Source organism: Sphingopyxis sp. NJF-3, assembly GCF_053514865.1.
The window spans coordinates 2,687,987-2,711,610 of sequence record NZ_CM130726.1 but is presented as its reverse complement, the minus strand read 5'-3'; the positions used below and the strand labels follow the sequence as shown (position 1 = coordinate 2,711,610).

The window sequence follows — 23,624 nt, the reverse complement described above, 5'->3', positions numbered from 1 at the left end:
AAGCGCGGCTCTTTGAGTTGGTGTCAGGCCGCCAGCTCGGGGGTGAAGAGCAGGCTCTGGCTGATCGCGGCGCGTACCGTATTCTCGCGGAACGGTTTGGAGATCAGGAAGGTCGGCTCGACGCAATTGCCGCTGAGCAGCCGTTCGGGAAAGGCGGTGATGAAGATCGCCGGCACCGGCGCGCGCGCCAATATGTCCTGCACCGCGTCGATCCCCGACGATCCGTCGGCGAGCTGGACGTCGGCGAGGACGAGGCCGGCGTCGGTATCCTCGAAGGCCGCGACCGCATCCTCATGCGTCGTCGCGACTCCTGCGACCTCGTGGCCGAGGCCGCGGACGATCGCTTCGAGTTCCATCGCGATCAGCGGCTCGTCCTCGATGATCAGCACCGAGGTCCGCGTCTCGCGGTCGAGATCGTCGACCGCCTCGGCGAGCAGCGCTTCGACCGTCGCCGTATCGGTGCCCGTGATCGCGGCGGCGTCTTCGGTCGAAAAGCCTTCGAGCGCGGTGAGCAGCAGGATCTGGCGCGCCAGCGGCGTGATGCGGGCGAGACGGCGATTCGCGGCGCGCACCAGCGGATCCTCTTCATCCGACCCCTCGCCGTCGGCGAGAAAGGCGCTTTCCCAGATGCGGTGGAAGGCGCGGTAGAGGGCGATCCGCGTGCCGGGGCCGTGACCGAACTCCTCGGGCGCCGCGACGATCACTTCGAGCAGCGTGTGAACGAAATTGTCGCCGTGCTGCTGGCTGCCGGTCAGCGCGCGCGCGTAGCGGCGCAGGAACGGCAGATGTCCGCGGATTTCGTCTCCCAACGTCATGCATGGACCTCCCTCTGGAGTTTTTCATACGCGGCCTTGCGGCACGGGGTTCCGTTTCGGGACCAAAAAAGCGCGGCCTCGGCCTGCAACTTGTCGGACGCGGATGCGTAGAAAAGGGCGGGACGTTTGAGGCTCGCGCGGGAAAGGTCGGAAATCGCCCGATTAATCCCGCAAGCGGGCGACCATGCTTTTGTAGGGACCCGATTCATGGCACAGCGGCCCCGGGAACAGAGCGGCGCAAAGGCGCCGGCAGGAGGCAAGGGGCGGCAAGTGGCGGACGGTGGGGAGAGAGATGCGTCGCTTGACGAGCGCCGGCGACTGCGGACCCTTCGCGAATATCGCATCATGGACAGCGGGCCCGAAGCGGCGTTCGACCGCGTCACCAAGCTGGTCGCCGACCTGTTCGACGCGCCGATCGCGCTCGTCTCGTTCGTCGACGATAGCCGGCAGTGGTTCAAGTCGGCGCACGGCCTCGACCTCACAGAAATCCCGCGCGACATCGGTTTCTGCCGCCATGTGATCGCCGACGACCGGGCGCTGGTCGTCCCCGACACGACGCAGGACCCGCGCTTTCGCGATAATCCGCTGGTCACCGGCGACGCTTGTATCCGTTTCTACGCCGGGGTGCCGCTGCGCGCCTATAATGGCGTGGTGCTGGGCGCCCTCAGCATCATGGACCGCAAGACCCGGCCGCCGCTCGGCGCGCGCGAGGTCGAGCGGCTCGAGGATTTCGCGGCGATCATCATGGCCGAGGCCGAATTGCGCCGTACCGCGGTCGAGCGCGACGAGGCGCGATATATTTTGGAACGCGCGCTCGATTTTTCGAGCATCGCGATCTGGCAGCTCCATGTGAACGACGACGCGATGCACTGGCGCGGCGCGGTCGCCGAATTGTGGGGCGCCGATTATGAAACCGCGCTTGCATCGCTGGGCGGCGTCTTCGATCGCATCCATCCCGACGACCGGCCGCTGGTGCGCGCCGCGCTCGACGAGGCGATCGACAATGGCACGCCCTATGCCAGCGAGTTTCGCGTCGTGCATCCCGAACGCGGCGTGCGCTGGCTCGCGGGCCGCGCCGACTGGGACGTGCGCCGCGACGAGGCGATCCTGACCGGGATCAACGTCGACATCACCGAACAGAAAAGCCGGCAGGAAAACGCCAATCTCTTGATGCGAGAGCTGCACCACCGGATGCGCAACCTGTTCGCGACGGTCGGCGCGATCATCTCGCTGACCCGCCATTCGGCGCGCGATGTCGAGGATTATGTCGAGCGGATCAGCAGCCGGCTCGACGCGCTCAACCGGGCGCAGAACGTCCTGCTCGGCGCCAATTTCATGACCGGGTCGATGCACGCGCTGATGCGCGAGGTCGAGGCGGCCTTTCCGCGCGTGCGCTGGTCGGGGCCCGACCTGCTGCTCCCTGAGAACGCGCTGGTCGCGATGGCGCTGCTGTTCAACGAGCTTGCGACCAACGCCGCCAAGCATGGCGCGCTGTCGGCCGAGGACGGCACGGTCGAAGTCCATTGGTCGCACGACCCCGACGAGAGCGAGGACCGGCAGTTCCACATGATCTGGAAGGAGGGCGGCGCTCCCGGACAGGTTTCCGCGCCCGAACGCACCAGCTTCGGCACGCTGTTGATCGAACGCAGCGTGCGGAACAATCTGGGCGGGACGATCGAGCGCCGCTGGGAGCCGACGGGTCTGGTCGTCGAGATCGCGCTGCCCGCGCGGTGGCGCGAAGCGTAGGCGCGCGCGACATGGCCCTCGAAGCGCTGATCGCGCGGCTGCAATATTACAGCGACCTCGGCGACGGCGAGCGCGAGGCGCTGGCGCGGCTCGGCGGCAAGGTGCGCAGCTTCGCCGCGAACAGCGAGATCATCACCGCGGGCCAGGCGATGGACGCGGTGCTGGTGATGCGTGAGGGCTGGGCCGCGCGCTTCAAGACGCTCGAGGACGGGCGCCGCCAGATCCTCAATATCCTGCTTCCCGGCGACATCTTCGACCTGCAGGTGCTGGTCGCGGCGGAGGCCGACCATAGTGTCGTCACGGTCACCGCGGGATCGCTCTATGCGATGTCGCCCGGCGCGGTGCGCGCGATGCTGGCGGGGTCGGGCGCGCTGACCATGGCCTTCTGGTGGACGCAGGTGCAGGAAGAGGCGTTCCTGCGCGAACAGATCATCCGCAATGGCCGGCAGAGTGCGCAGGAGCGCATCGGACACCTGCTGCTCGAACTCCATCGCCGCGCCCAGATCGTCAACCAGGCAGGCGCCGACACGCTGCGCCTGCCGCTGACCCAGACGCAGATCGCCGACACGCTGGGGCTGACCCCGATCCATACCAACCGCGTGCTGCGGCGGCTGGTCCGCGCGGGCTATATCGAGACGAACCGGCAGTGGATCCGCTTCCTCGAACCCGATGCGCTGGCACAGATGTGCGATTTCGACCCGAGCTATTTCCACCTCGACGCCTTCCGCATGCGGCTGGGACGGTGATCCACGCCCGGCCGTCCACGGCCTGATGGCAAAGGCGAGGCCCTGGCTCGAACCGCATCCGCATGGCCTCTACGTGCGGCCCGCGGACCTCTGGATCGATCCTTCGCGCCCCGTCGAGCGCGCGGCGGTGACCCACGGCCATGCCGACCATGCGCGCAGCGGGCATCATGCGGTATTCGCGACCCCCGAGACGCTGGCGATCATGGCGCTTCGCTACGGCGTCGACGCGGCGGCGTCCCGTAACGCCGCCTTTCCCTACGGCGAGGGGTTCGAGCGCGGCGGGGTGCGCTTCAGCTTCCACCCCGCCGGCCACGTCCTCGGCAGCGCGCAGATCGCGATGGAATATCGCGGCGAGCGGATCGTCGTCACCGGCGACTACAAGCGCCGTCCCGACCCGACCTGCGCGCCCTTCGAAGTGGTCCCGTGCGACATCTTCATCACCGAGGCGACCTTCGGCCTGCCGGTGTTCCGCCACCCGCCGACCGAGGGCGAGATCGCCAAGCTGCTCGCCGCGGTGCGCGCCGAGCCCGACCGTTCGGTGCTTGTCGGCGCCTATGCGCTGGGGAAGGCGCAGCGGGTGATCGCCGAACTGCGCGCCGCCGGGTGGACGGCGCCCATCTATATCCACGGTGCGCTCGAGAAGATGTGCCGGCTTTATGCGGTGCATGGCGTCGACCTCGGCGACCTGCGGCTCGTTGGCGAGAGCGACAAGGCCGAGATGGCGGGGCAGATCATCCTCGCGCCGCCCTCGGCGCTGAACGACCGCTGGTCGCGGCGGCTCCCCGATCCGGTCACCGCCATGGCCTCGGGCTGGATGCGCGTGCGCCAGCGGGCGCGGCAGCGGATGGTCGAGCTGCCGCTCATCATCTCCGACCACGCCGACTGGGACGAACTCACCGCGACGATCGCCGAGGTGAACCCGCGGGAAAGCTGGATCACCCACGGCAGCGAGGGAGGTCTGCTGCGCTGGTGCGAGCTGACCCAGCGCAAGGCGCGCGCGCTGCACCTCGTCGGCCGCGACGTTGAAGATGAGGGTGGGGAGGAGGGGGCGTGAAACGCTTCGCGGCCCTGATCGACCGGCTCGTCTACACGCGCTCGCGCAACAGCAAGCTCGCGCTGATCGTCGATTATCTGAAGCACACCCCCGATCCCGACCGCGGCTGGGCGCTCGCGGCGCTGACCGGCGCACTCGATTTTCCGGCGGTGAAGGCGGGAACGGTGCGCGCGCTGCTGGCTTCGCGGGTGGATGAGGAGTTGTTCCGCCTGTCGCGCCACCTCGTCGGCGATACGGCGGAAACGGCGGCGCTGTTGTGGCCTGAAAAGCCCCTCCCCTTCAGGGGAGGGGTTGGGGTGGGGTCCATCGGCCTTGCACAAGGCCGATGGACCCCACCCGCTGCGACTAAGCCAGCAAGCTGGCAAGTCTCGCTGCTCGCCCCTGAAGAGGAGGGCGGATTAAGTGTCACCCAGGCCGTCGACGCTCTCTCCGCCGCCACCCGCAGCGACGCCCCCGCGATCCTCGCGTCGCTGCTCGACCGGCTCGACGTCGACGGCCGCTACGCCTTGCTCAAGCTCGCGCTCGGCGGGATGCGCGTCGGGGTGTCTGCGCGGCTCGCGAAACAGGCGTTCGCGCAGGCCTTCGCCGTCGCGATCGACGATGTCGAGGAGCTGTGGCACGCGATCCCGCCGCCCTATGCGCCGCTCTTCGCCTGGGGCGAGGGGAGGGCGCCGCGGCCCGACCTCGCCGACGTCGCCTTCTTCCGCCCCTTCATGCTCGCGCATCCGCTCGAAGACGAGAGCATCGACCTCGCCGACTATGCCGCCGAATGGAAATGGGACGGCATTCGCGTCCAGCTCGTCCGTGGCGGCGGCGAGACGCGCCTCTACAGCCGCGGCGGCGAGGAGATCGGCGCTGCCTTCCCCGAATTGCTCGCCGCCTTCGACCAGGATGCGGTGATCGATGGCGAGCTTCTGGTGCGGGGTGAGGCGCAGGGCGGGGCCGAGGGCGGCGCGGCGAGCTTCAACGCGCTCCAGCAGCGGCTCGGACGCAAGACGGTGACGAAGAAGATGCTCGCCGACTATCCGGCCTTCGTTCGTGTCTACGACCTGCTCGCCGTCGACGGGGGCGACCTGCGCGGCCTGCCATGGACCGAGCGGCGGCGGCAGCTCGAAGCCTTCGTGCCGCGCCTCGCCGTCAGCCATTTCGACCTGTCGCCGGTGATCGAGGCCGCGCATTTCGACGAACTTGCGGAATTGCGCGCCGGCGCCCGCGACGCCGCGATCGAGGGCGTGATGCTCAAGCGCCGCGACGCGCCCTATGTCGCGGGCCGTCGCGCCGGGCTCTGGTACAAATGGAAGCGCGCTCCGCTCGTCGCCGATTGCGTGATGATGTATGCGCAGCGCGGCAACGGGCGGCGCGCGAGCTTCTATTCCGACTACACTTTCGGCTGCTGGACCGACGCGGGCGAGCTGCTGCCGGTCGGCAAGGCCTATTCGGGTTTCACCGATCAGGAGCTCAAATGGCTCGACAAGTTCGTCCGCGATCACACGATCGATCGCTTCGGCCCGGTGCGCGAGGTCGAGAAGGCGCTGGTGCTCGAGGTCGCGTTCGATTCGATCCACGCCTCCAAGCGTCACAAGTCGGGCCTCGCGATGCGCTTCCCGCGCATTTCGCGCATCCGCCGCGACAAGCCCGCCGAAGAGGCCGACCGCATCGCGACCTTGCGCGCGATGGTGACGTGAGATTTGAAGGCGGGGAAGGAAAAATTGCCCTTCGGGGGGCTTGCAACCGCCGGGGGAAGGGCCGAGTTAAGGGGCCATCTGCAAAAGAAAATGGAGACTGCCATGACGATCGCTTTCCCGCCGCTGCCCTATGCCCAGGACGCGCTAGCGCCGCATATCTCGGCCGACACGCTCGCGACGCATCATGGCAAGCATCACAAGGCCTATGTCGACAAGGTCAACGCCGCGATCGAGGGCACCGATCTTGCGGGCAAGAGCCTCGAGGAAATCATCCACCACGCCGAAGGGTCGGGCAACAAGGGGCTGTTCAACAACAGCGCCCAGTCGTGGAACCACGCCTTCTACTGGAACAGCATGTCGCCGACGAAGACCGCCCCCGCGGGCGATCTCGCCGCCGCGATCGACCGCGACTTCGGCTCGCTCGATGAGCTCAAGAAGAAGCTGAAGGACACCGCGGTCAACCATTTCGCGTCGGGCTGGGCGTGGCTCGTCTCGCGCGACGGCGCGCTGTCGGTCACCGACACCCACGACGCGGGCACCGAGCTCACCGCCGGCATCACCCCGCTGCTCGTCGTCGACGTGTGGGAGCACGCCTATTACATCGACCGCAAGAACGTCCGCCCCGACTATGTCAATGCGGTGGTCGACGAACTGCTGAACTGGGACTTCGCCGCGGAGAATTTCGCGCGCGGCGGCACCTGGACCTACCCGGCCTGACGATGCCATCCTTCCCCCTTGACGGGGGAAGGATATGTAGCCTTGCCGCGAAGCGGCTAGGCGAAGTTGGAAGAGGGTGATGCGGCGTCGCTGTCACCCTCTCCGCTGCGACTAGCGAACAAGTTCGCAAGTCTCGCTGCCTCCCCCGTCGAGGGGGAGGCATTGGCTTCTATCGTGACGCGGCTTCATCCTCTATAGGCGCCGCCATGACGATCAGCCTCTTCGAACTGTTCAAGATCGGCGTCGGTCCGTCGAGCTCGCACACGGTCGGGCCGATGGTGGCGGCACGGCGTTTCACTGTCTGGCTCGACGAGCAGCACCTCTTGACCAAAACCGCGCATGTCGAGGCCGACCTCTACGGCTCGCTCGCGCTGACCGGAAAGGGCCACGCCGCCGATACCGCGGTCGTCGCGGGGCTCGCGGGCGAGATCCCCGCCTCGACCAGCCTCGCCGCGATCAAGGCGCATTGGGACCGCGCGGCGAGCGAGGGCTTCCTCTATCTGCTCGGCCGCCAGCGCGTCCGCTTCCAGCCCGCGAGCGACCTGCATTTCCAGATGAAGCAGCGCCAGCCCTTCCACAGCAACGCGCTCAGCTTCACCGCCCGCGACGGCGACGGCGAGATATTGGCGAAGCGCATGTACTTCTCGATCGGCGGCGGCTTCGTGGTCGACGAGGACGAGGCGGGGCGCAACAGCCGCGGTGCCGAGGATGAGGTCGAGCTTCCTCACGCTTTCACCTCGGGCGCCGATCTGCTGAGCATGGGCGCGGCGTCGGGCAAAAGCTTCGCCGAGATGATGCTCGACAATGAACTCGTCCACCGCAGCCGTGAAGAGGTCGACGCGGGGCTCGACACCATCGCCGCGGCGATGGACGGCTCGATCGACGCGGGATGCAGCAGCATGGGCGTCCTCCCCGGCGGGCTGAAGGTGAAGCGCCGCGCACCGCAGATTGCCGCCGACATCCGCGAACGGCACGAGGCGAACCTGTCCGATCCGATGGCGATGATGGACTGGATCAACCTGTGGGCGATGGCGGTGAACGAGGAAAATGCCGCGGGCGGCAAGGTCGTCACCGCGCCGACCAACGGCGCGGCGGGGATCATCCCCGCGGTGATCCGCTATTACCGCCGCAGCTATCGCGGCGACGCGGCAGGGGTTCGTACCTTCCTCCTGACCGCGGGCGCGATCGGCGCATTATACAAACGCAACGCCAGCATCTCGGGCGCCGAGGTCGGCTGCCAGGGCGAGGTCGGCGTCGCCTGTTCGATGGCGGCAGCGGGGCTGACGGCGGCCTTGGGCGGCACCAACGCGCAGGTCGAGAACGCCGCCGAGATCGGCATGGAGCACAACCTCGGCCTGACCTGCGATCCCATCGGCGGCCTTGTCCAGATCCCGTGCATCGAGCGCAACGCGATGGGCGCGATCAAGGCGATCGACGCGAGCCGCATCGCGATGATCGGCGACGGCACGCATGTCGTCAGCCTCGACACGGTGATCGCGACGATGCTGCAGACGGGGCGCGACATGCGCGACAAATATAAGGAAACGTCGAAGGGCGGGCTGGCGGTTAGTGTGGTGGAGTGTTGAGAGTAGAGTAGCTGGTTGCCAGTGCATCTAACAGTTCGCATAACGCAATCATGAACGCGCAAGATTTCAAGGCTGCTTGGGAAGCGGGCGGAGACACGGTCTATCGCTATGCTGCTGATGATTTCACGGTCTCACAAGTGCCGGATGAAGCAGAGCATTTTCTTACGACTGCCGGATTGCCGACCGAAGCGGCACCTTGCCTGAGCTTCGGTAAGAGTTCTCTTGATTGGGTGCCAGAAGGAGTCCTCCCAGAGCATCTTAATTCTTGTCTGCCGATTGGATCGGATGGGAGTGGCAATCCGATTGTGCTCGATGCTGAAGGTACGGCCCTCCTTCTCGATCATGATAGAGGCTTCGAAGCGAGTTACGTAAACAAGGATGTTGCGACGCTTGCGGAAGCCTTGCTTCGCTATCGGGAGTTGATTGCCGAAGCATCGCAGGATGCGGATTTCGATGGAGAGCTTCCTGAAGTTTTGCGGCAAAGGTTTGCAGACTTCCTGCGAAAACTTGACCCACAATGCCTGCGTCCAAATCAAATGTGGGCGGGCGAATTGCTCTGCCTATAGCGCCTCACTCCGCCGCAACGCCCCCGGCAATTCCTCGCGCAGCTTGTCGATCAGCACCAGACCTTCGGCAGCAGGCGGCGGCGCTGCGGATAGACGGCCCAGATCGGCTCCTCCTGCGGGCGGAGCGGATCGAGGAGCGAGGCGAGCGCAACTCTATTTCATCGTCATCCCGGACTTGATCCGGGATCCATTGATCCGGCGCTGGTTTGAATGGACCCCGGATCAAGTCCGGGGTGACGAAAGGGAGGGGGGCGTGAGAGGCGCACGACTTTTCCATTCTCGTCACCCTGAACCCTTCGACAGGCTCAGGACAGGCTTGTTTCAGGGTCCATGGTCTGACCTGTCCCTCGGTGCTGCGTTTTTTGTTTCGCACAAAGCCACAAAGCCACAAAGAAGAGGGCCTGGGTCGACAGGCCCGTTCCTCCATCAACGGTGCGGCTGGTCGCACCGCCGCAAGAGAAAGCCGCCTCGCGGCTGGCGCAACATCTTCGTGGCTTTGTGGCTTTGTGCGAAAAACAATTGGCGCCGTGCTGGCCGGAGAGCGCCGGGCCATGGATGCTGAAACGAGTTCAGCATGACGAAGGTTGGGAACGCGCGCCTCGCATCTTGCATTGCCGCTGCGTTTGCCTGATTGGGAGCGCCGAGAAGGAGACCGCCGATGAAGACCCGCGCCGCCGTTGCGTTCGAAGCGAAGAAGCCGCTCGAGATCGTCGAACTCGACCTGGAGGGTCCGAAGGCGGGCGAGGTGCTGGTCGAGATCATGGCGACGGGCATCTGCCACACCGACGCGTACACGCTCGACGGTTTCGACAGCGAGGGCATCTTCCCGAGCGTGCTGGGACATGAGGGCGCGGGCGTGGTGCGCGAGGTCGGCGCGGGCGTGACCAGCGTCGTCCCCGGCGACCATGTCATCCCGCTCTACACCCCCGAATGCCGCCAGTGCAAAAGCTGCCTCAGCGGCAAGACCAACCTCTGCACCGCGATCCGCGCCACTCAGGGCAAGGGGCTGATGCCCGACGGCACGACGCGCTTTTCGTACAAGGGCCAGCCGATCTTTCACTATATGGGCTGCTCGACCTTCTCGAACTTCACCGTGCTGCCCGAGATCGCGGTCGCGAAGATTCGCGAGGACGCGCCCTTCCAGTCGAGTTGCTACATCGGTTGCGGCGTCACCACCGGGGTCGGTGCGGTCATCAACACGGCAAAAGTGCAGGTCGGCGACAATGTCGTCGTCTTCGGGCTCGGCGGCATCGGGCTCAATGTCATCCAGGGAGCGCGGCTTGCCGGGGCGAACCGGATCATCGGTGTCGATATCAACGCGACCCGAGAGGAATGGGGCCGCAAGTTCGGCATGACCGACTTCCTCAACTCGAAGGGCATGAGCCGCGAGGATGTCGTCGCGGCGATCGTGCAGATGACCGATGGCGGCGCCGACTACACCTTCGATGCGACCGGCAACACCGAAGTGATGCGCATCGCATTGGAAGCTTGTCACCGCGGCTGGGGCACCTCGATCATCATCGGCGTCGCCGAGGCGGGCAAGGAGATCGCGACGCGGCCGTTCCAGCTCGTCACCGGGCGCAACTGGCGCGGCACCGCCTTCGGCGGCGCCAAGGGCCGCACCGACGTGCCGAAGATCGTCGACATGTACATGACCGGCAAGATCGAGATCGACCCGATGATCACCCATGTCATGGGGCTGGAAGAGATCAACAAGGGCTTCGACCTGATGCATGCGGGCGAGAGCATCCGCAGCGTCGTCGTCTACTGAAGCGGAGGCACAGGACATGTTCAGCCATGTGACGCTGGGGGCGAACGACATCGCCGCGACCAAGAATTTCTATGATGCGGTGCTCGGGGCGCTCGGCGTGCCCGAGGGGCGGGTCGACGAGCGCGGGCGGCTGATCTATGCGCACGGCGGCGGCCGGCTGCTCATCACGCGGCCGGTCAACGGCGAGGCGGCGGCGTGCGGCAACGGCCATACGCTGGGCCTGCTCGCGGCATCGCCCGAGGCGGTCGACGCGTGGCACGCCGCGGGCCTCGCGAACGGCGGCTCGACCGCCGAGGATCCGCCGGGCATTCGCCAGGCGACCGAGGGGCGTGTGCTCTACCTCGCCTATCTGCGCGATCCCGCCGGCAACAAGCTCTGCGCCTTCCACAAGATTTCGGGCTGAGATGAATCCCGCGGCGGCTGCGCGCTATATCCTGACGCTGGCGTGCGAGGACAGGGTCGGCATCGTCGCCGCGGTGACGGGGCTGCTCGCTGAGGACGACGGCTTCATCCTCGACAGCCAGCAATATGCCGACCTCGATTCGGGCCGCTTCTTCATGCGCGTCGAGTTTCGCGGCGCGGGGCCGCGCTTTCCCGAAGGGCTGGCGGCGGTGCAGGCGGCTTTCGCGCCGATCGTTGCGCGCTTCGCCATGGACGCGCGGATCAGCGACCGCGCCGTCAAGCCGCGTTTCGTCATCGCGGTGTCGCAGGGCAGCCATTGCCTCAACGACCTGCTCCACCGCTGGTCGACCGGCAATCTCGCGATCGACATCGTCGGAGTCGTTTCGAACCACGAGCATCAGCGCCGCCTGACCGAATGGCACGGCGTGCCCTTCCATCATCTGCCGGTCAGCGACGCCAATCGCGCTGATCAAGAGGCCGCGATCCTGGGCGTGATGGCGCGGGGGCAGGCGGACTATCTGGTGCTCGCGCGCTATATGCAGGTCCTGTCGGGCGACCTGTCGGCACAGCTCGCGGGGCGCTGCATCAACATCCACCACAGCTTCCTGCCCGGCTTCAAGGGCGCGCGGCCCTATCACCGCGCGCACGAGCGCGGGGTCAAGCTGATCGGCGCGACCGCGCATTTCGTCACCGGCGACCTCGACGAGGGGCCGATCATCGAGCAGGCGGTCGAGCGCGTCGACCACCGCCAGTCGGTCGACGACCTGATCCGCACCGGCCGCGATATCGAGGCGCAGGTTCTCGCGCGCGCGGTGCGCTGGGTCGCCGAGCAGCGGGTGCTGATCGACGGGCGCAAGACGGTGGTGTTCCGCTAGGGCGGGCTCGCTACGCTTTCGGGTTCGTCATTTTCGGGGAATGCAAAACATCATGGCGGCTGGTCCTGACCGGCGGGGCAGGGTAGGTATCGATTCGCAACCAAAACCGGAGGAGCGGACATCATGTATAGTCACAATATGGTCGGATCGAACGACCTCGACGCCTCGAGGAAATTCTACGACGCGACCTTTCAGGCCATCGGCGGCAAACCAGCCATCCAGGACGAGAAGGGTCGCCTGATCTACATTCACAATGGCGGGATGTTCCTGGTCACGGCGCCGATCGACGGCCAGCCGGCGACGGCAGGCAATGGCTGCACCATCGGCATTGCGATGGCCAATCCCGAACAGGCGGATGCGTGGCACAAGGCGGGCGTCGAAGCGGGCGGCACCGCGATCGAAGATCCGCCGGGGGTGCGCGAGGGCAATGGCATGAAGATGTATCTCGCCTATCTGCGCGATCCCGCCGGCAACAAGCTCTGCGCGCTGCACCGGCTGGGCTGACGATCTTGCGCGGCGAAGCTGGCCTGTTGGCGGATCTCGATGCGCTCGCCATCCCCTTCGCCGCGCACGAGCATGTCGCGGTGTTCACCGTCGCCGAAAGCGACGCGGTGAACGCCGCGATCCCGGGCGCCCACACCAAGAATCTGTTCCTGAAGGACGCCGCCGGGGCCTTCTGGCTCGTCACCGTGCCCGGCGAGGCGCGCGTCGACCTGAAGGCGCTGCCCGCGGCGATCGGCTGCAAGCGGGTGAGTTTCGGCAAGGCCGAGGACATGCAGCGCCTGCTCGGCATCGCGCCGGGATCGGTGACCCCGCTCGCGGCGATCAACGCGCCGCCGGGGAGCGTCGCCGTCGTACTCGATGCGGCGCTTGCGGCCGCCGACCGGGTGAACGTGCATCCGCTGCGCAACACCGGAACGCTGGGGCTGTCGGGCGCGGCGATACTGGACCTGCTGCGCCATTGGGGCCATGATCCGCGAACCGCCCCCATCCCGATGCAGGACCCCCGATGACTCTCGAAACCGTCTCGACCAACCGCAGCCACGGCGGCACGCAGGGCGTCTACCGGCACCGGAGCGACACGACCGGCACCGACATGAATTTCGCGGTCTTCGTTCCCGACCATGAAGCGGGCGCCAAGCTGCCGGTGCTCTGGTATCTCTCGGGGCTGACCTGCACCCACGCGAATGTGATGGAGAAGGGCGAATATCGCGCCGCGTGCGCCGAGCATGGGGTGATCTTCGTCGCCCCCGACACCAGCCCGCGCGGCCCCGATCTGAACGGTAATGCCGTTCCCGACGACCCCGACGGCGCGTGGGACTTCGGCCTCGGCGCCGGCTTCTATGTCGACGCGACCGAAGAGCCGTGGGCGCAGCACTACCGGATGCGCTCCTATGTCGAAGACGAGCTGCCCTCGCTGATCCTGCGCGAATTTCCCGCCGCCGACCTGACGCGGCAGGGGATCACCGGCCATTCGATGGGCGGGCATGGCGCGCTGACCGTCGCGCTGCGCACCCCCGACCGCTTTCGTTCGGTCTCGGCCTTTTCGCCGATCGTCGCGCCGACGCGGTGCCCGTGGGGCGAAAAGGCGCTGGCGGGCTATCTCGGCGCGGATCGCGAGGCGTGGAGTGCCTACGACGCCTGCGCGCTGATCGCGGCCGGAGCGCGGCTTCCCGACCTGCTCATCGATCAGGGCGACGCCGACAATTTCCTCGCCGAACAGCTCAAGACCGAGCTGCTGGCCGAGGCATGCGAGCGCGCCGGTCAGAAGGCGACGATCCGCATGCAGCCGGGCTATGACCACAGCTATTATTTCATCTCGACCTTCATGGCCGAGCATGTCGCGTGGCATGCCGAACGGTTGAAGGGGTAACGGCTCCCCTCCCGCTTGCGGGAGGGGTTGGGGGAGGGCATGTGGCGTTGCTGAACCCTCCCCGCTGCGACTAGCGAGCAAGCTCGCAAGTCTCGCTGCCCCTCCCGCAAGCGAGAGGGGGTTAGCTGTACTACGGAATCAACAGCGTCGACCCCGTCGTTCGCCCCGCCTCGAGGTCGGCGTGCGCCCGCGCCGCATCCTGCAGCCCGTAACGCTGCCCTACGGTCACCGCGACCTTGCCGCCCCCGATCATCTCGAACACCCGCGCCGCGCCCGCGGCACGCTCGCCGGGATCGAGATAATAGTCGAACAGCGTCGGCCGGGTGACGAACTGCGATCCGTGCCGCGCGAGCACGCCCAGGTCGACCCCGCGCACCGGCCCGCCGGCATTGCCGTAGCTGACGATCAGCCCGCGCCGCGCGGTGGCTTTCAGCGACACCTCCCACGTCGCCATGCCGATGCCGTCGAAGGTCACCGGCACGCCCTGCCCGTCGGTGATCTCGCGGACGTGCGCCGCGACATCCTCGGCCTTGTAGCGGATGACATGATCGGCGCCCGCGTCGCGCGCCGTCTGCTCTTTCGCTTCGGTGCTCACGGTGCCGATCACCGTCGCGCCGACCGCCTTCAGCCACTGGACGAGGATCAGCCCGACCCCGCCCGCCGCGGCGTGGACGAGCACGGGCCACCCCGCCTCGACCTTCGCGCAGCGCTCGACGAGCGCCTCGACCGTGCACGCCTTGAGCAGCGCCGCGGCGGCGGTCTCGTCGTCGATGTTCGCGGGCAGCTTGAACAGCGACGCCGCCGGGACCAGCCGCGCGCTCGCATAGGCGTCGCGCTGCGGCCCGAAGGTCGCGACCCGGTCGCCGGGCTGGAGCCCGTGGACGCCCTCGCCGACCGCGATCACCTCGCCCGCCGCTTCCATGCCGAGCCCGCCGGGCAGCTCGACCGGATAGGTGCCGTCGCGGTGATAGATGTCGATATAGTTGAGCCCGATCGCGCTCTGCCGCACCAGCGCCTGCCCGGGGCCGGGCGCGCCGAGCGTCACCTCGCGCCAGTCGATGACCTCGGGGCCGCCCTGCGTCTCGATAAAGGCCTGGGTCGCTTGCATCGCGCGTCTCCTGCTGTCCGATCCATCTGGGGCGACGCAGGGGGCGGTGCAAGGGTGAAGCGATAAAAGCCCCTCCCCTTCAGGGGAGGGGTTGGGGTGGGGGCCATCGGCGGTGCGCAAGGCCGATAGACCCCACCCCGTTCGACTAAGGCCCGGCTAACGCCGAACCAAGTCTCGCTGCCCCTCCCCTGAAGGGGAGGGGGAAGCCATCTTATCTACTTCGGCCGGCGCGGGCTGCGCTGGCCATAGGGCTTGGGCTTGTAGCGCTCGGTCTTGTCGCGCGGGCCGCCGGGGCCGCGCGGGCCGCGGTCGCCGCCGGGCGCGCGGCCGAGCGTATTGCGCGGCGTTTTGTCGCGCGGCGCCTTCTCGCGCCGCGGCGGGTAGGCCGCGCCGCCCGGTGCCGGGGTGATCGCGACGCCGCTGTCGTCCTCGCCGTCGGCGTTGGCGCTGCGCTGGATCGCCTCGGCGAAGCGGTCGGCGATGGCGAGCGGGATGTTGAACAGCGTCTCGCTCGGTCCGATGCGGATCGCCCCGATCTCATGCTTGGTCACATGGCCGCGGCGGCAGAGCAGGGGCAGGATCCAGCGCGGGTCGGCATTCTGGCGGCGCCCGATGTTGAGCCGGAACCAGACGCTGTCGTCGAACTGCTCGCGGCGCGGCCCGCGCTCGCTGCGATCGGGATGGCCGTCCTCGCGCTCGAAGCGTTCGCCCCGCTCGCGGCGCGGCGGCGGGCCGTTGTCGATCAGGTCCTCGGGCGGCGGCATGGTCGCGCGGTGCGCGCGGACGAGCGACGCGGCGATATCCTCGGGCGAACGCTCGGCGAGCAGCCGCTGCGCGAGTTCCAGATCGTCGGCCTCATGCTCGACGGGGGCGAGCAGTTTCTCGATCAGCCGTTCCTGATCCCTTTGCCGGACATCGGCGGCGGTCGGGGCGTTCATCCATTCGGCCTCGATCCGCGCGCCGCGCAGCATGCCGTCGACGCGGCGGCGGCGCGGATAGGGGACGATCAGCACCGCGGTGCCCTTCTTCCCCGCGCGCCCGGTGCGGCCCGAACGGTGCTGGAGCGTCTCGGCGTCGCGCGGGATCTCGACATGGATGACGAGGCTCAGGCTCGGCAGGTCGATGCCGCGCGCGGCGACGTCGGTCGCGACGCACACCCGCGCCCGCCGGTCGCGCAGCGCCTGCAGCGCGTGGTTGCGCTCGTTCTGGCTATGCTCGCCCGACAGCGCGACCGCGGCGAAGCCGCGATTGACCAGCCGCGCGTGGAGGCGGCGGACATTGTCGCGCGTCGCGCAGAACAGCATCGCCGTGTCGGGCTCGTGCAGGCGGAGCAGGTTGATCACCGCGCCCTCGATATCGGCGGGCGCGACGGTGACGACCTGATAGGCGATGTCGCCGTGCCCGCGATCCTCGCCGACGGTCGAGATGCGCAGGGCATCGCGTTGGTAACGCTTGGCGAGCTGCGCGATCGGCTTGGGAATCGTCGCCGAAAACAACAGGGTGCGTCGCGTCTCGGGCGTCGCGTCGAGGATTTCCTCGAGGTCCTCGCGGAACCCCATGTCGAGCATCTCGTCGGCCTCGTCGAGCACCGCGACGCGCAGGCTTTCGAGGTCGAGCGCCCCGCGTTCGAGATGATCGCGCAGCCGCCCCGGCGTGCCGACGACGATATGCACGCCCTGATTGAGGGTGCGGCGCTCGCGGCTCGCGTCCATGCCGCCGACGCAGGTCGCGATGCGCGCGCCGGCCTTGGCATAGAGCCAGCCGAGTTCGCGGCTGACCTGCAGGGCGAGTTCGCGCGTCGGCGCGACGATCAGCGCGAGCGGCGCGGTCGCGAAGGGCAGGCGGCCATCGTCGAACAGCTCGTCCGCCATCGCGAGGCCGAAGGCGACGGTCTTGCCCGACCCGGTCTGCGCCGAGACGAGCAGGTCGCGGCCGTGGGCCTCGGCTTCGGTGACCTGCGCCTGCACGGGGGTCAGCGCCTCATAGCCGCGCGCGGTAAGAGCGTCCGCGAGGACGGGTGAAAGATGGTCGAAAGACATATTTTACATTTCCATGCGGCGCTGCGCTGCCGCTTATTATTCGTCACCCTGAACTTGTTTCAGGGTCCATGGCCCAAGGTCGCAGCATCAGGCCATGGATGCTGAAACAAGTTCAGCATGACGTTGAATGATAAGTTGTTTTCCTAAAGCGCCAGTCCCGCCGCATATCCGCTGGCCCAGGCCCATTGAAAATTATAGCCGCCCAGCCACCCGGTGACGTCCACGGCTTCGCCGACCGCATAGAGGCCCGGAAGGCTTTTGGCCATCATTGTTTGCGACGACAGGCCCGCGGTCGCGATGCCGCCGACGGTGACCTCGGCCTTGGCGAAGCCCTCGGTGCCGTTGGGGCGGAAGGTCCAGCGGCGGAGCGCGGCTTCGGCATCGGCGAGTTTGCGGTCGGTTTGCGCCCCCATCTCGCCGGGTAGCGCGAGCCGCTCGGCCAATACCTGCGCGAGGCGGTCGGGGAGGGTGCTTCCCAGCGTCGCCGCGAGCGTCGCGCGGGGCCGCGCGCGTTTCGCCGCGACCAGCCAGCCCGGCGCGGCGTCGGGCGCAAAGTCGATCGTCACCGGCTCGCCGTGCCGCCAATAGCTGCTGACCTGCAGGATCGCCGGGCCGGACAGCCCGCGATGCGTGAAAAGCGCCGCTTCGCGGAACGCCGCCTTGCCCGCGCGCGCTTCGACCGGGGTGGCGACGCCCGACAGCTCGCGGAACAGCACGTCATCGCCGCCGAGCGTCAGCGGCACGAGCGCGGGGCGCGGCTCGACGACCTTCAGCCCGAATTGCCGCGCGAGGTCGTAGGCGAAGCCGGTCGCCCCCATCTTGGGGATCGACGGCCCGCCGGTCGCGAGAACGAGATTGGGGGCGGCAAAGCATTGATTGCCGAAGGTAATGCGAAAAAGCCCATCGGCGTGCGCGACCTCGCGCAGCGGTTCGCCGCAGCGGACGTCGACGCCGCCCTTCGCCGCCTCGTCGAGCAGCATCGCGACGATTGCCTTCGCCGACCCGTCGCAGAAGAGCTGGCCGAGCGTCTTTTCGTGCCACGCGATGCCATGGGCGTCGACGAGCGCGATGAAATCCGCGGGCGTGTAGCGCGCGAGCGCCGACTTGGCGAAATGCGGGTTCGCCGACAGGAAGCGGTCGGGGGCGGCGTGGATATTGGTGAAATTGCAGCGCCCCCCGCCCGAGATCAGGATTTTCTTGCCCACCTGATCGGCATGGTCGAGCAGCAGCACGCGGCGCCCGCGCTGCCCCGCGGTCGCGGCGCACATCAGCCCGGCCGCGCCGGCGCCCAGCACGATGGCATCGTAATCGGGGGCGGTCATGCGGGCGTCAGCGCAGCTTCGCGATCGACAGCCCGTCGGCCTTGGCGCGGACCTTCACCGATTCCTCGCTGCGCGTCAGCGCCTTGGCGATCGCCTTCAGCGCCATGCCCTTCTTCGCGAGCGTGTGCAGCTTGTCGATCTCGGCCGCGGTCCACGGCTGCTTGTGGCGTTCGAACCGGTCCTTCATGCCATGACCTCCGCGTCGGCGGCGGCGGCGAGGATGGCGATCGCGTCCTCGCGGCCCTGGAATGCGACGGTCTCGCCCGCCTCGGCGCCCATCAGCGCGCGGCCGAGCGGCGCGGTGAAGGCGATGCGGTGCGCGGCGGGGTCGGCCTCGTCGTGGCCGACGATGGTGACGCTGCGCTCGGTCCCGTTCAACCGATAGGCAACGCGGCTGCCGATGCCGACGAGGCCGCCCGCGGGCGCCGCCTGCACCTCGGCGGTCGCCTTGCGGGTGCCGAAATAGCGGAGCTGGCGCAGCAGCTTCTTGCGCGCCTCCTCGTCGGGTGCGGCCGCGACCGCCGCCTCGATCCGCGCGACCTCCTCGCCCAGCAGGCGCGCGCCGCGCGGCGTGACGAGGTTCGCGCCGACCGGGATCGGCAGCTCAAACTCGGGTTCCTTATGCTCGTCGTCGCTTTCGCGGCGGAACGCTACGCTCATCGTCTCTCTCATGGGGATCAAGGGGAGGGGATCAAGGGGAAAGGAAGCCTCTGCACCGCGAAGGTGGCGATAAGATGGCGCGGTGTAACCTCGGCGCCGGTGCCCGCGAAGCAGGAGCGATGCGCCGGCCCGCCCGATCTGTCATGATGCCCGTCCGATGAGTATCGACGAACCCTCGCTCGCGCGGCTGATGGCCGCATCGCAGCGCGGCGACCGCGCGGCCTATCGCGCGCTGCTCGGCGATTGCCGCGCGTGGCTGACGCGCTATTTCGCGCGCCGCAGCGCGCCGCACCAGATCGACGATCTGGTGCAGGAAACGCTCGTGTCGCTGCACCGCAAGCGCGCGACCTGGGACAGCGGCCGCGCTTTCCTGCCGTGGCTCGCGGCGATCGCGCGCTATCGCTGGATCGACATGCTGCGCCGGCAGCGGGACGAGATCGAGCTGGGTGAGGGCGACGCGGCGGTCGGCGCGGGGGATGAAGCGGTGCACGCGCGACTCAGCCTCGACCGGCTGCTCGCACTTCTGCCCGCGGGGCAGGCGCAGGCGATCACATTGGTCAAGATCGAGGGCGCCTCGATCGCCGAGGCGTCGCGGATCAGCGGCCAGAGCGAGTCGCTGGTCAAGGTGAATATCCATCGCGGGCTCAGGAAGCTCGCGGGGCTGGTGGAAAGCGAATGAGATGAACGACGCATCGATCGACGAACTGATCGACGGGCTGGCCGGCGACCTCGAGCCCGTGCGCCCGCGCCGCATCGCGCGCGCCTCGCTGTGGGTCGGCGCGGGCTGGCTCGCGGCGGCGGCGCTGCTGCTCTGGCTGTTCGGGATGCGCCGCGACATGGCCGCGATGCCCGCGATGTCGATGCTGTCCTTCTGGCTGGTCGCGGCGGTCGCGATCGCCGCGATCTGGAGCGCGCTGCGCATGGGGCTGCCCGGCGTCGGGCGCGATCATGGCGGCTGGCGCTGGGCGGCGCTCGCCGCACTGGCGCTGCCGCTCTCGGCGCTGTTCGTCGGGCTCGGCGACGGGCATCGCGCGGTCGAGACGGCGCGGGGCGGGACCGAACTGCCCTGCCTGCCGATGGCGCTATTTGCCGGGCTCGGCGTCGGCGGCGCGCTTTTCGCCTGGCTGCGCGGCGGTGCGCCGACCTCGCCGGCGCGCGCTGGCTGGGTGATCGGGATCGCGTCGGGCGCGTCGGGCGCGACGATCGCCGCGCTCCATTGCCCCGTCGACGATATCGTCCATATCGCGCTGTGGCACGGCGGCGCGGTGCTGCTCGCGGCGCTCGCCGGACGGCTCGCGCTGCCGCCCTTGCTGCGCTGGTAGGATCGCGCTGGACAGCCGCCGCCGTCGTGTGTTATGTGTATAACACACAAGGAGATTGGCGATGCGAAACTGGACGACGATAGCGATGTTACCGCTGATGCTGGCGACCGCGACGGGCTGCAGCGGCGCCGACAAGGCCGATGGCGGCCGCGACGGGGCCAGCAGCGAATCGCGCCCCGCCGACAGCGGCCCGGCGGCGACCAAATCCTTTGCGCTCAGCGGCTTCACCGGCGTCGACGTCGCGGGCCCCTATGATGTGACGATCCGCCGCGGCGACAGCTTCGCGATCAGCGCCAAGGGACCGCAGGCCGAACTCGACCAGCTCGAGGTCGAAGTCGACGGATCGACGCTGTCGATCGGCCGCAAGCGCAGCAGCTGGAGCTTCCGCGACCATGACGACGTCGACATCACGATCACCATGCCCCGGCTCAGTGCGGTCGAGCTGGCGGGGTCGGGCTCGATCGACGCCGACAGCGTCGACGGCGACGCGGTCGAGGCGGCGGTGACCGGATCGGGCGAGCTCAAGATCGCGAAGCTGACCGCGAAGAGCGTCAAGCTCGGCATGTCGGGTTCGGGCGATCTGGAGGTCGCGGGCGGCAAGGTCGGATCGGGCGACATCGGCATCACGGGTTCGGGCGACATCGATGCCGACGGGCTGGTCGCCGACACGCTCGATGTTTCGGTGACCGGATCGGGCAATGTCGAGGCGCAGGCGACCGCCAGCGCCGATGTCCGCGTGATCGGATCGGGCGACGTCAAGATCGGCGGCGGCGCCAAATGCTCGACCAGCAAGACCGGGTCGGGCAACGTCACCTGCAACTGAGCCGCCTATGGCGCCGCCGCGGCCGAACGGCTAAGGCGGCGTCATGACGCATGTTTCGCGATGGGCCGCATTCGCGGCCGCCGCCCTGCTGCTCTCCGGCTCCGCTTCGGCGGCGGAGAAGCGCTATGGTCTCACCAGCTTCGAGGCGATCGAACTCAGTGCCGACGTGACGGTCGAGGTTGTCGCGCGCGCGCCGGTGAGCGCGGTGGCGACGGGGCCGCAGGATGCGCTCGACCGGCTCAGCATCGAGGCGCGCGATGGCAAGCTGGTGATCGGCGAGCGCCGCTTCGCGGGCGACGAGCGCAAGGGCAAGGCGTCGGGGCCGGTGACGGTTCGCATCAACGCCGCCAATCTCCGCTCGGCGATGGTCGCGGGCGCGGGGTCGCTGACGATCGACGCGCTGAAGGGCGCGCGCGTGACGATCGGCCTGCGCGGGCCCGGCCAACTGATCGTGGGCCGGGTCGACGCCGACCGGCTGTCGGTGGCGATGGTCGGCAACGGCACGATGACGCTGGGCGGCCAGGCGCGCCAGGCGACCATGACGCTGTCGGGCGCCGGGACGGTCGACGCGGGCGAACTCGCAGTCGGCGAGCTGATCAGCGACAGCGAAGGCGCGGGCGACCACCGCTTCAGCGCGACCAGGACCGCCGCGATCACCGCCCGCGGCGTCGGCCGGACGGTCGTGCTCGGCCGGCCGGTGTGCACCGTGCGCAACGTTGGAAGCGGCAGCGTGCAGTGCGGGGCGGGGAAGTAGTTCACGCGGGGAGGGGGATGGCTGGAAACGGCTGGGAAGCCGACGTTATTTTAATCGTCATCCCGGACTTGATCCGGGATCCACTCCTCCAGCGCTGCGTGAATGGATCCCGGATCAAGTCCGGGATGACGAATATCTAAAATCGACCGCTTGGCGACATTGCGCATATCATAACCTCGTCATTCCCGCGAAAGCGGGAACCCAGCATGGGGTCAGCCGACGCGCGCTCTGGGTTCCCGCTTTCGCAGGAATGACGAAGGTTGGGAATTGGCCGCTCCCCACCCCATAACAGACCTCGGCCGTCGCGCAGCCCGAACCTCAATGCCCCGCCGTGCCCAGTCCGTCGATCTTCTTCGACTGTTTCGCGACCAGTCCCGGGAAGAAGCGCGCGAGGCGCGACAGGCGTTTGGCCATCTTGCCGACCGTCACATGCACGCGCTCGCCGTGCACCGCCTCCCACGCCGCTTCGGCGACGCGTTCGACGGGGACGATCTCGAACCCGCTTGCCGACAGGCGTTCGCGTGCGGGTTCGTTGCTGTCGGCGCTCACCTGGTCGAGCAGCGGCGTGTCGATGAAGCCGGGCATCAGCGAGCGCACCTTGATGCCATGCTTCGAAAATTCGATTTCGAGCGCTTCGGTCAGGCCGCGCACCGCGAATTTGGTCGCCGAATAGACCGCGAGCCCGGCTACGCCGTAGAAACCCGACGCCGAGCCGGTGTTGAGGATCGTCGATCCGGGCGTCGCGCGGAGCAGCGGCAGCGCGCTGTAGATGCCGTTCACCACGCCGCCGAAGTTGATGGCGATCAGCCGGTCGGCCTCGGCGGGCGCCATGTCCATGAACGGGCCGCCCGAGCCGATGCCGGCGTTGTTGAAGAGCACGTCGAGCCGCCCGCCGCTCGTCGCCGCGAAATCGGCGAGCGCCTTTCGCCACTGGTCGCGGTCGCGAACGTCCATGACGTGGCGCGACGAGGCGCCCTCGGGCAATAGCGCGGCGGTCTCGTCGATCCCCTGCGCGTTGACGTCGGCGATGCCGACGAACCAGCCCTGGCCCGCGAAGTGACGCGCGGTGGCGCGCCCGATGCCCGACCCCCCGCCGGTGATGAAGATCGCCCTGCGCGTCATCCTGTCCTCCCGTGATGCTGACATTTTTGTCAGCGCGACAACAGGCGAAGGCACGGCGAAGGTCAAGCGGCAATCGTGGGGTGGCCACACGGGAGCGGGCTGGCTATCACCCGGCGATGACTCGCCTGCGGCTGATGCTCCTCTCCCTGCTCGCTTTTTTTCTCTGCGCCGCGCTGCCGGCACAGGCCGCGGTGGTGGTGAGCTTCTACAGCCATGATTTCGGCGACCGCTTCCCCCACGCCTTCGTCACGCTGAAGGGTCGCGTCGACGCGACCGGCGAGGCGGTCGACACCAACTACGGCTTCACCGCCAAATCGGTGAGTCCGGCGATCCTCTTCGGATCGGTGAAGGGGTATGTGCAGACGTCGAAGCCCGACTATGTCGCGAAGAGCGACCAGCAGTTCAGCGTCACCGTCGACGATGCGACCTATGCCCGGCTGCTCGCCAAGATCCGCGAATGGCAGGACCGCGAGCAGCCAAGCTACAGTCTCGGCAAGCGCAACTGCGTCCATTTCGTCATGGAACTGGCCGAGGCGGTCGGGCTGAAGGTCAATCGCAAGAGCAAATATTTCAAGAAGCCGAAGAGCTTTCTACTAGAGGTCAAGGATCTGAATCCGGGGTTGAATTAGGGGGAATCC

Annotated in this window: 25 protein-coding genes; 18 read left to right on the top strand and 7 right to left on the bottom strand. The window is 68.0% G+C overall.

Going from position 1 to position 23,624, the window contains the following annotated elements:
• Positions 1–23: 23 nt before the first annotated feature.
• The gene (locus ACOTSS_RS13095) at positions 24–815 is read right to left on the bottom strand and encodes a response regulator (protein WP_448688567.1); all 792 of its coding nucleotides are present in this window, start codon (positions 813–815) and stop codon (positions 24–26) included.
• A gap of 345 nt (positions 816–1,160) precedes the next feature.
• On the opposite strand from ACOTSS_RS13095, the gene ACOTSS_RS13090 reads away from it, so the two are divergent.
• From ACOTSS_RS13090 to fghA, 13 genes are all read left to right on the top strand, one after another.
• Entirely contained in the window at positions 1,161–2,561 is a 1,401-nt protein-coding gene (locus ACOTSS_RS13090; RefSeq protein ID WP_448688566.1) for a GAF domain-containing protein, read from the top strand.
• Positions 2,562–2,572: 11 nt separating this feature from the next.
• Entirely contained in the window at positions 2,573–3,307 is a 735-nt protein-coding gene (locus tag ACOTSS_RS13085; protein ID WP_448688565.1) for a Crp/Fnr family transcriptional regulator, read from the top strand.
• Between the two features lie 25 nt (positions 3,308–3,332).
• Positions 3,333–4,361 (top strand): ligase-associated DNA damage response exonuclease, encoded by a 1,029-nt coding sequence (locus ACOTSS_RS13080; protein WP_448688564.1) that lies wholly within the window; start codon positions 3,333–3,335, stop codon positions 4,359–4,361.
• On the top strand, positions 4,358–6,046 hold the full coding sequence (locus ACOTSS_RS13075; protein ID WP_448688563.1) for a cisplatin damage response ATP-dependent DNA ligase: 1,689 nt from the start codon (positions 4,358–4,360) through the stop codon (positions 6,044–6,046). Before ACOTSS_RS13080 ends, ACOTSS_RS13075 begins: the two co-directional genes overlap by 4 nt.
• A 102-nt stretch (positions 6,047–6,148) precedes the next feature.
• A complete protein-coding gene (locus ACOTSS_RS13070) occupies positions 6,149–6,763 on the top strand; it encodes a superoxide dismutase (protein WP_448688562.1) in 615 nt (204 codons plus the stop codon).
• Positions 6,764–6,969: 206 nt separating this feature from the next.
• Positions 6,970–8,349, top strand: coding sequence for an L-serine ammonia-lyase (locus tag ACOTSS_RS13065; protein ID WP_448688561.1), 1,380 nt, complete (start codon positions 6,970–6,972; stop codon positions 8,347–8,349).
• A 50-nt stretch (positions 8,350–8,399) separates the two neighbouring features.
• Positions 8,400–8,915, top strand: a complete 516-nt coding sequence (locus ACOTSS_RS13060) for an SUKH-4 family immunity protein (protein ID WP_448688560.1) — start codon at positions 8,400–8,402, stop codon at positions 8,913–8,915.
• A 658-nt stretch (positions 8,916–9,573) separates the two neighbouring features.
• The gene (locus ACOTSS_RS13055) at positions 9,574–10,686 is read left to right on the top strand and encodes an S-(hydroxymethyl)glutathione dehydrogenase/class III alcohol dehydrogenase (protein ID WP_448688559.1); all 1,113 of its coding nucleotides are present in this window, start codon (positions 9,574–9,576) and stop codon (positions 10,684–10,686) included.
• A gap of 16 nt (positions 10,687–10,702) precedes the next feature.
• A complete protein-coding gene (locus ACOTSS_RS13050; RefSeq protein WP_448688558.1) occupies positions 10,703–11,089 on the top strand; it encodes a VOC family protein in 387 nt (128 codons plus the stop codon).
• Between the two features lies 1 nt (position 11,090).
• A complete protein-coding gene (gene purU, locus ACOTSS_RS13045) occupies positions 11,091–11,963 on the top strand; it encodes a formyltetrahydrofolate deformylase (RefSeq protein WP_448688557.1) in 873 nt (290 codons plus the stop codon).
• 123 nt (positions 11,964–12,086) lie between these two features.
• Positions 12,087–12,467: a VOC family protein gene (locus ACOTSS_RS13040; protein WP_095387262.1), complete on the top strand. Its 381-nt coding sequence runs from the start codon at positions 12,087–12,089 to the stop codon at positions 12,465–12,467.
• 5 nt (positions 12,468–12,472) lie between these two features.
• Positions 12,473–12,976 (top strand): prolyl-tRNA synthetase associated domain-containing protein, encoded by a 504-nt coding sequence (locus ACOTSS_RS13035; RefSeq protein WP_095387263.1) that lies wholly within the window; start codon positions 12,473–12,475, stop codon positions 12,974–12,976.
• Positions 12,973–13,836: an S-formylglutathione hydrolase gene (gene fghA / locus ACOTSS_RS13030; protein WP_448688556.1), complete on the top strand. Its 864-nt coding sequence runs from the start codon at positions 12,973–12,975 to the stop codon at positions 13,834–13,836. The genes ACOTSS_RS13035 and fghA overlap by 4 nt, the downstream gene beginning before the upstream one ends.
• 130 nt (positions 13,837–13,966) lie before the next feature.
• Here fghA and ACOTSS_RS13025 read toward each other — a convergent pair whose 3' ends face one another.
• The 5 genes from ACOTSS_RS13025 to ACOTSS_RS13005 form a co-directional block, all read right to left on the bottom strand.
• On the bottom strand, positions 13,967–14,944 hold the full coding sequence (locus ACOTSS_RS13025; RefSeq protein WP_448688555.1) for a quinone oxidoreductase family protein: 978 nt from the start codon (positions 14,942–14,944) through the stop codon (positions 13,967–13,969).
• A gap of 215 nt (positions 14,945–15,159) precedes the next feature.
• Complete coding sequence (locus ACOTSS_RS13020) at positions 15,160–16,983, bottom strand: DEAD/DEAH box helicase (protein WP_448688554.1); 1,824 nt, start codon at positions 16,981–16,983, stop codon at positions 15,160–15,162.
• Between the two features lie 143 nt (positions 16,984–17,126).
• Entirely contained in the window at positions 17,127–18,305 is a 1,179-nt protein-coding gene (locus ACOTSS_RS13015) for an NAD(P)/FAD-dependent oxidoreductase (RefSeq protein ID WP_448688553.1), read from the bottom strand.
• Between the two features lie 7 nt (positions 18,306–18,312).
• Complete coding sequence (locus ACOTSS_RS13010) at positions 18,313–18,492, bottom strand: hypothetical protein (RefSeq protein ID WP_448688552.1); 180 nt, start codon at positions 18,490–18,492, stop codon at positions 18,313–18,315.
• Positions 18,489–18,965, bottom strand: a complete 477-nt coding sequence (locus ACOTSS_RS13005; protein ID WP_448688551.1) for a GreA/GreB family elongation factor — start codon at positions 18,963–18,965, stop codon at positions 18,489–18,491. Before ACOTSS_RS13005 ends, ACOTSS_RS13010 begins: the two co-directional genes overlap by 4 nt.
• Before the next feature lie 157 nt (positions 18,966–19,122).
• On the opposite strand from ACOTSS_RS13005, the gene ACOTSS_RS13000 reads away from it, so the two are divergent.
• From ACOTSS_RS13000 to ACOTSS_RS12985, 4 genes are all read left to right on the top strand, one after another.
• Positions 19,123–19,644 carry a sigma-70 family RNA polymerase sigma factor gene (locus ACOTSS_RS13000; protein WP_448688550.1) on the top strand — a complete coding sequence of 174 codons (522 nt, stop codon included), beginning with the start codon at positions 19,123–19,125 and terminating at the stop codon, positions 19,642–19,644.
• 1 nt (position 19,645) lies between these two features.
• Complete coding sequence (locus ACOTSS_RS12995) at positions 19,646–20,287, top strand: NrsF family protein (RefSeq protein ID WP_448688549.1); 642 nt, start codon at positions 19,646–19,648, stop codon at positions 20,285–20,287.
• Positions 20,288–20,348: 61 nt separating this feature from the next.
• The gene (locus ACOTSS_RS12990; RefSeq protein ID WP_448688548.1) at positions 20,349–21,110 is read left to right on the top strand and encodes a head GIN domain-containing protein; all 762 of its coding nucleotides are present in this window, start codon (positions 20,349–20,351) and stop codon (positions 21,108–21,110) included.
• Between the two features lie 43 nt (positions 21,111–21,153).
• Positions 21,154–21,864 (top strand): head GIN domain-containing protein, encoded by a 711-nt coding sequence (locus tag ACOTSS_RS12985; protein ID WP_448688547.1) that lies wholly within the window; start codon positions 21,154–21,156, stop codon positions 21,862–21,864.
• A 318-nt stretch (positions 21,865–22,182) separates the two neighbouring features.
• Here the strand turns inward: ACOTSS_RS12985 and ACOTSS_RS12980 are convergent, their stop codons facing one another.
• Entirely contained in the window at positions 22,183–22,986 is an 804-nt protein-coding gene (locus ACOTSS_RS12980; RefSeq protein ID WP_448688546.1) for an SDR family oxidoreductase, read from the bottom strand.
• A gap of 116 nt (positions 22,987–23,102) precedes the next feature.
• On the opposite strand from ACOTSS_RS12980, the gene ACOTSS_RS12975 reads away from it, so the two are divergent.
• Positions 23,103–23,615 (top strand): hypothetical protein, encoded by a 513-nt coding sequence (locus ACOTSS_RS12975; protein WP_448688545.1) that lies wholly within the window; start codon positions 23,103–23,105, stop codon positions 23,613–23,615.
• Positions 23,616–23,624 lie beyond the last annotated feature (9 nt).

What these genes read in the sequence shown, in the direction of transcription:
- ACOTSS_RS13080 (WP_448688564.1), top strand. Translation starts at nt 3,333, where the DNA reads ATGGCAAAGGCGAGGCCCTGGCTCGAACCGCATCCGCATGGCCTCTAC.
- ACOTSS_RS13085 (WP_448688565.1), top strand. Translation starts at nt 2,573, where the DNA reads ATGGCCCTCGAAGCGCTGATCGCGCGGCTGCAATATTACAGCGACCTC.
- purU (WP_448688557.1), top strand. Translation starts at nt 11,091, where the DNA reads ATGAATCCCGCGGCGGCTGCGCGCTATATCCTGACGCTGGCGTGCGAG.
- ACOTSS_RS13055 (WP_448688559.1), top strand. Translation starts at nt 9,574, where the DNA reads ATGAAGACCCGCGCCGCCGTTGCGTTCGAAGCGAAGAAGCCGCTCGAG.
- ACOTSS_RS13095 (WP_448688567.1), bottom strand. Translation starts at nt 815, where the DNA reads ATGACGTTGGGAGACGAAATCCGCGGACATCTGCCGTTCCTGCGCCGC.
- ACOTSS_RS13050 (WP_448688558.1), top strand. Translation starts at nt 10,703, where the DNA reads ATGTTCAGCCATGTGACGCTGGGGGCGAACGACATCGCCGCGACCAAG.
- ACOTSS_RS13060 (WP_448688560.1), top strand. Translation starts at nt 8,400, where the DNA reads ATGAACGCGCAAGATTTCAAGGCTGCTTGGGAAGCGGGCGGAGACACG.
- fghA (WP_448688556.1), top strand. Translation starts at nt 12,973, where the DNA reads ATGACTCTCGAAACCGTCTCGACCAACCGCAGCCACGGCGGCACGCAG.
- ACOTSS_RS12980 (WP_448688546.1), bottom strand. Translation starts at nt 22,986, where the DNA reads ATGACGCGCAGGGCGATCTTCATCACCGGCGGGGGGTCGGGCATCGGG.
- ACOTSS_RS13000 (WP_448688550.1), top strand. Translation starts at nt 19,123, where the DNA reads ATGAGTATCGACGAACCCTCGCTCGCGCGGCTGATGGCCGCATCGCAG.
- ACOTSS_RS13025 (WP_448688555.1), bottom strand. Translation starts at nt 14,944, where the DNA reads ATGCAAGCGACCCAGGCCTTTATCGAGACGCAGGGCGGCCCCGAGGTC.
- ACOTSS_RS13015 (WP_448688553.1), bottom strand. Translation starts at nt 18,305, where the DNA reads ATGACCGCCCCCGATTACGATGCCATCGTGCTGGGCGCCGGCGCGGCC.
- ACOTSS_RS12985 (WP_448688547.1), top strand. Translation starts at nt 21,154, where the DNA reads ATGACGCATGTTTCGCGATGGGCCGCATTCGCGGCCGCCGCCCTGCTG.
- ACOTSS_RS13070 (WP_448688562.1), top strand. Translation starts at nt 6,149, where the DNA reads ATGACGATCGCTTTCCCGCCGCTGCCCTATGCCCAGGACGCGCTAGCG.
- ACOTSS_RS12990 (WP_448688548.1), top strand. Translation starts at nt 20,349, where the DNA reads ATGCGAAACTGGACGACGATAGCGATGTTACCGCTGATGCTGGCGACC.
- ACOTSS_RS12995 (WP_448688549.1), top strand. Translation starts at nt 19,646, where the DNA reads ATGAACGACGCATCGATCGACGAACTGATCGACGGGCTGGCCGGCGAC.
- ACOTSS_RS13020 (WP_448688554.1), bottom strand. Translation starts at nt 16,983, where the DNA reads ATGTCTTTCGACCATCTTTCACCCGTCCTCGCGGACGCTCTTACCGCG.
- ACOTSS_RS13005 (WP_448688551.1), bottom strand. Translation starts at nt 18,965, where the DNA reads ATGAGCGTAGCGTTCCGCCGCGAAAGCGACGACGAGCATAAGGAACCC.
- ACOTSS_RS13065 (WP_448688561.1), top strand. Translation starts at nt 6,970, where the DNA reads ATGACGATCAGCCTCTTCGAACTGTTCAAGATCGGCGTCGGTCCGTCG.
- ACOTSS_RS12975 (WP_448688545.1), top strand. Translation starts at nt 23,103, where the DNA reads ATGACTCGCCTGCGGCTGATGCTCCTCTCCCTGCTCGCTTTTTTTCTC.
- ACOTSS_RS13090 (WP_448688566.1), top strand. Translation starts at nt 1,161, where the DNA reads ATGGACAGCGGGCCCGAAGCGGCGTTCGACCGCGTCACCAAGCTGGTC.
- ACOTSS_RS13040 (WP_095387262.1), top strand. Translation starts at nt 12,087, where the DNA reads ATGTATAGTCACAATATGGTCGGATCGAACGACCTCGACGCCTCGAGG.
- ACOTSS_RS13010 (WP_448688552.1), bottom strand. Translation starts at nt 18,492, where the DNA reads ATGAAGGACCGGTTCGAACGCCACAAGCAGCCGTGGACCGCGGCCGAG.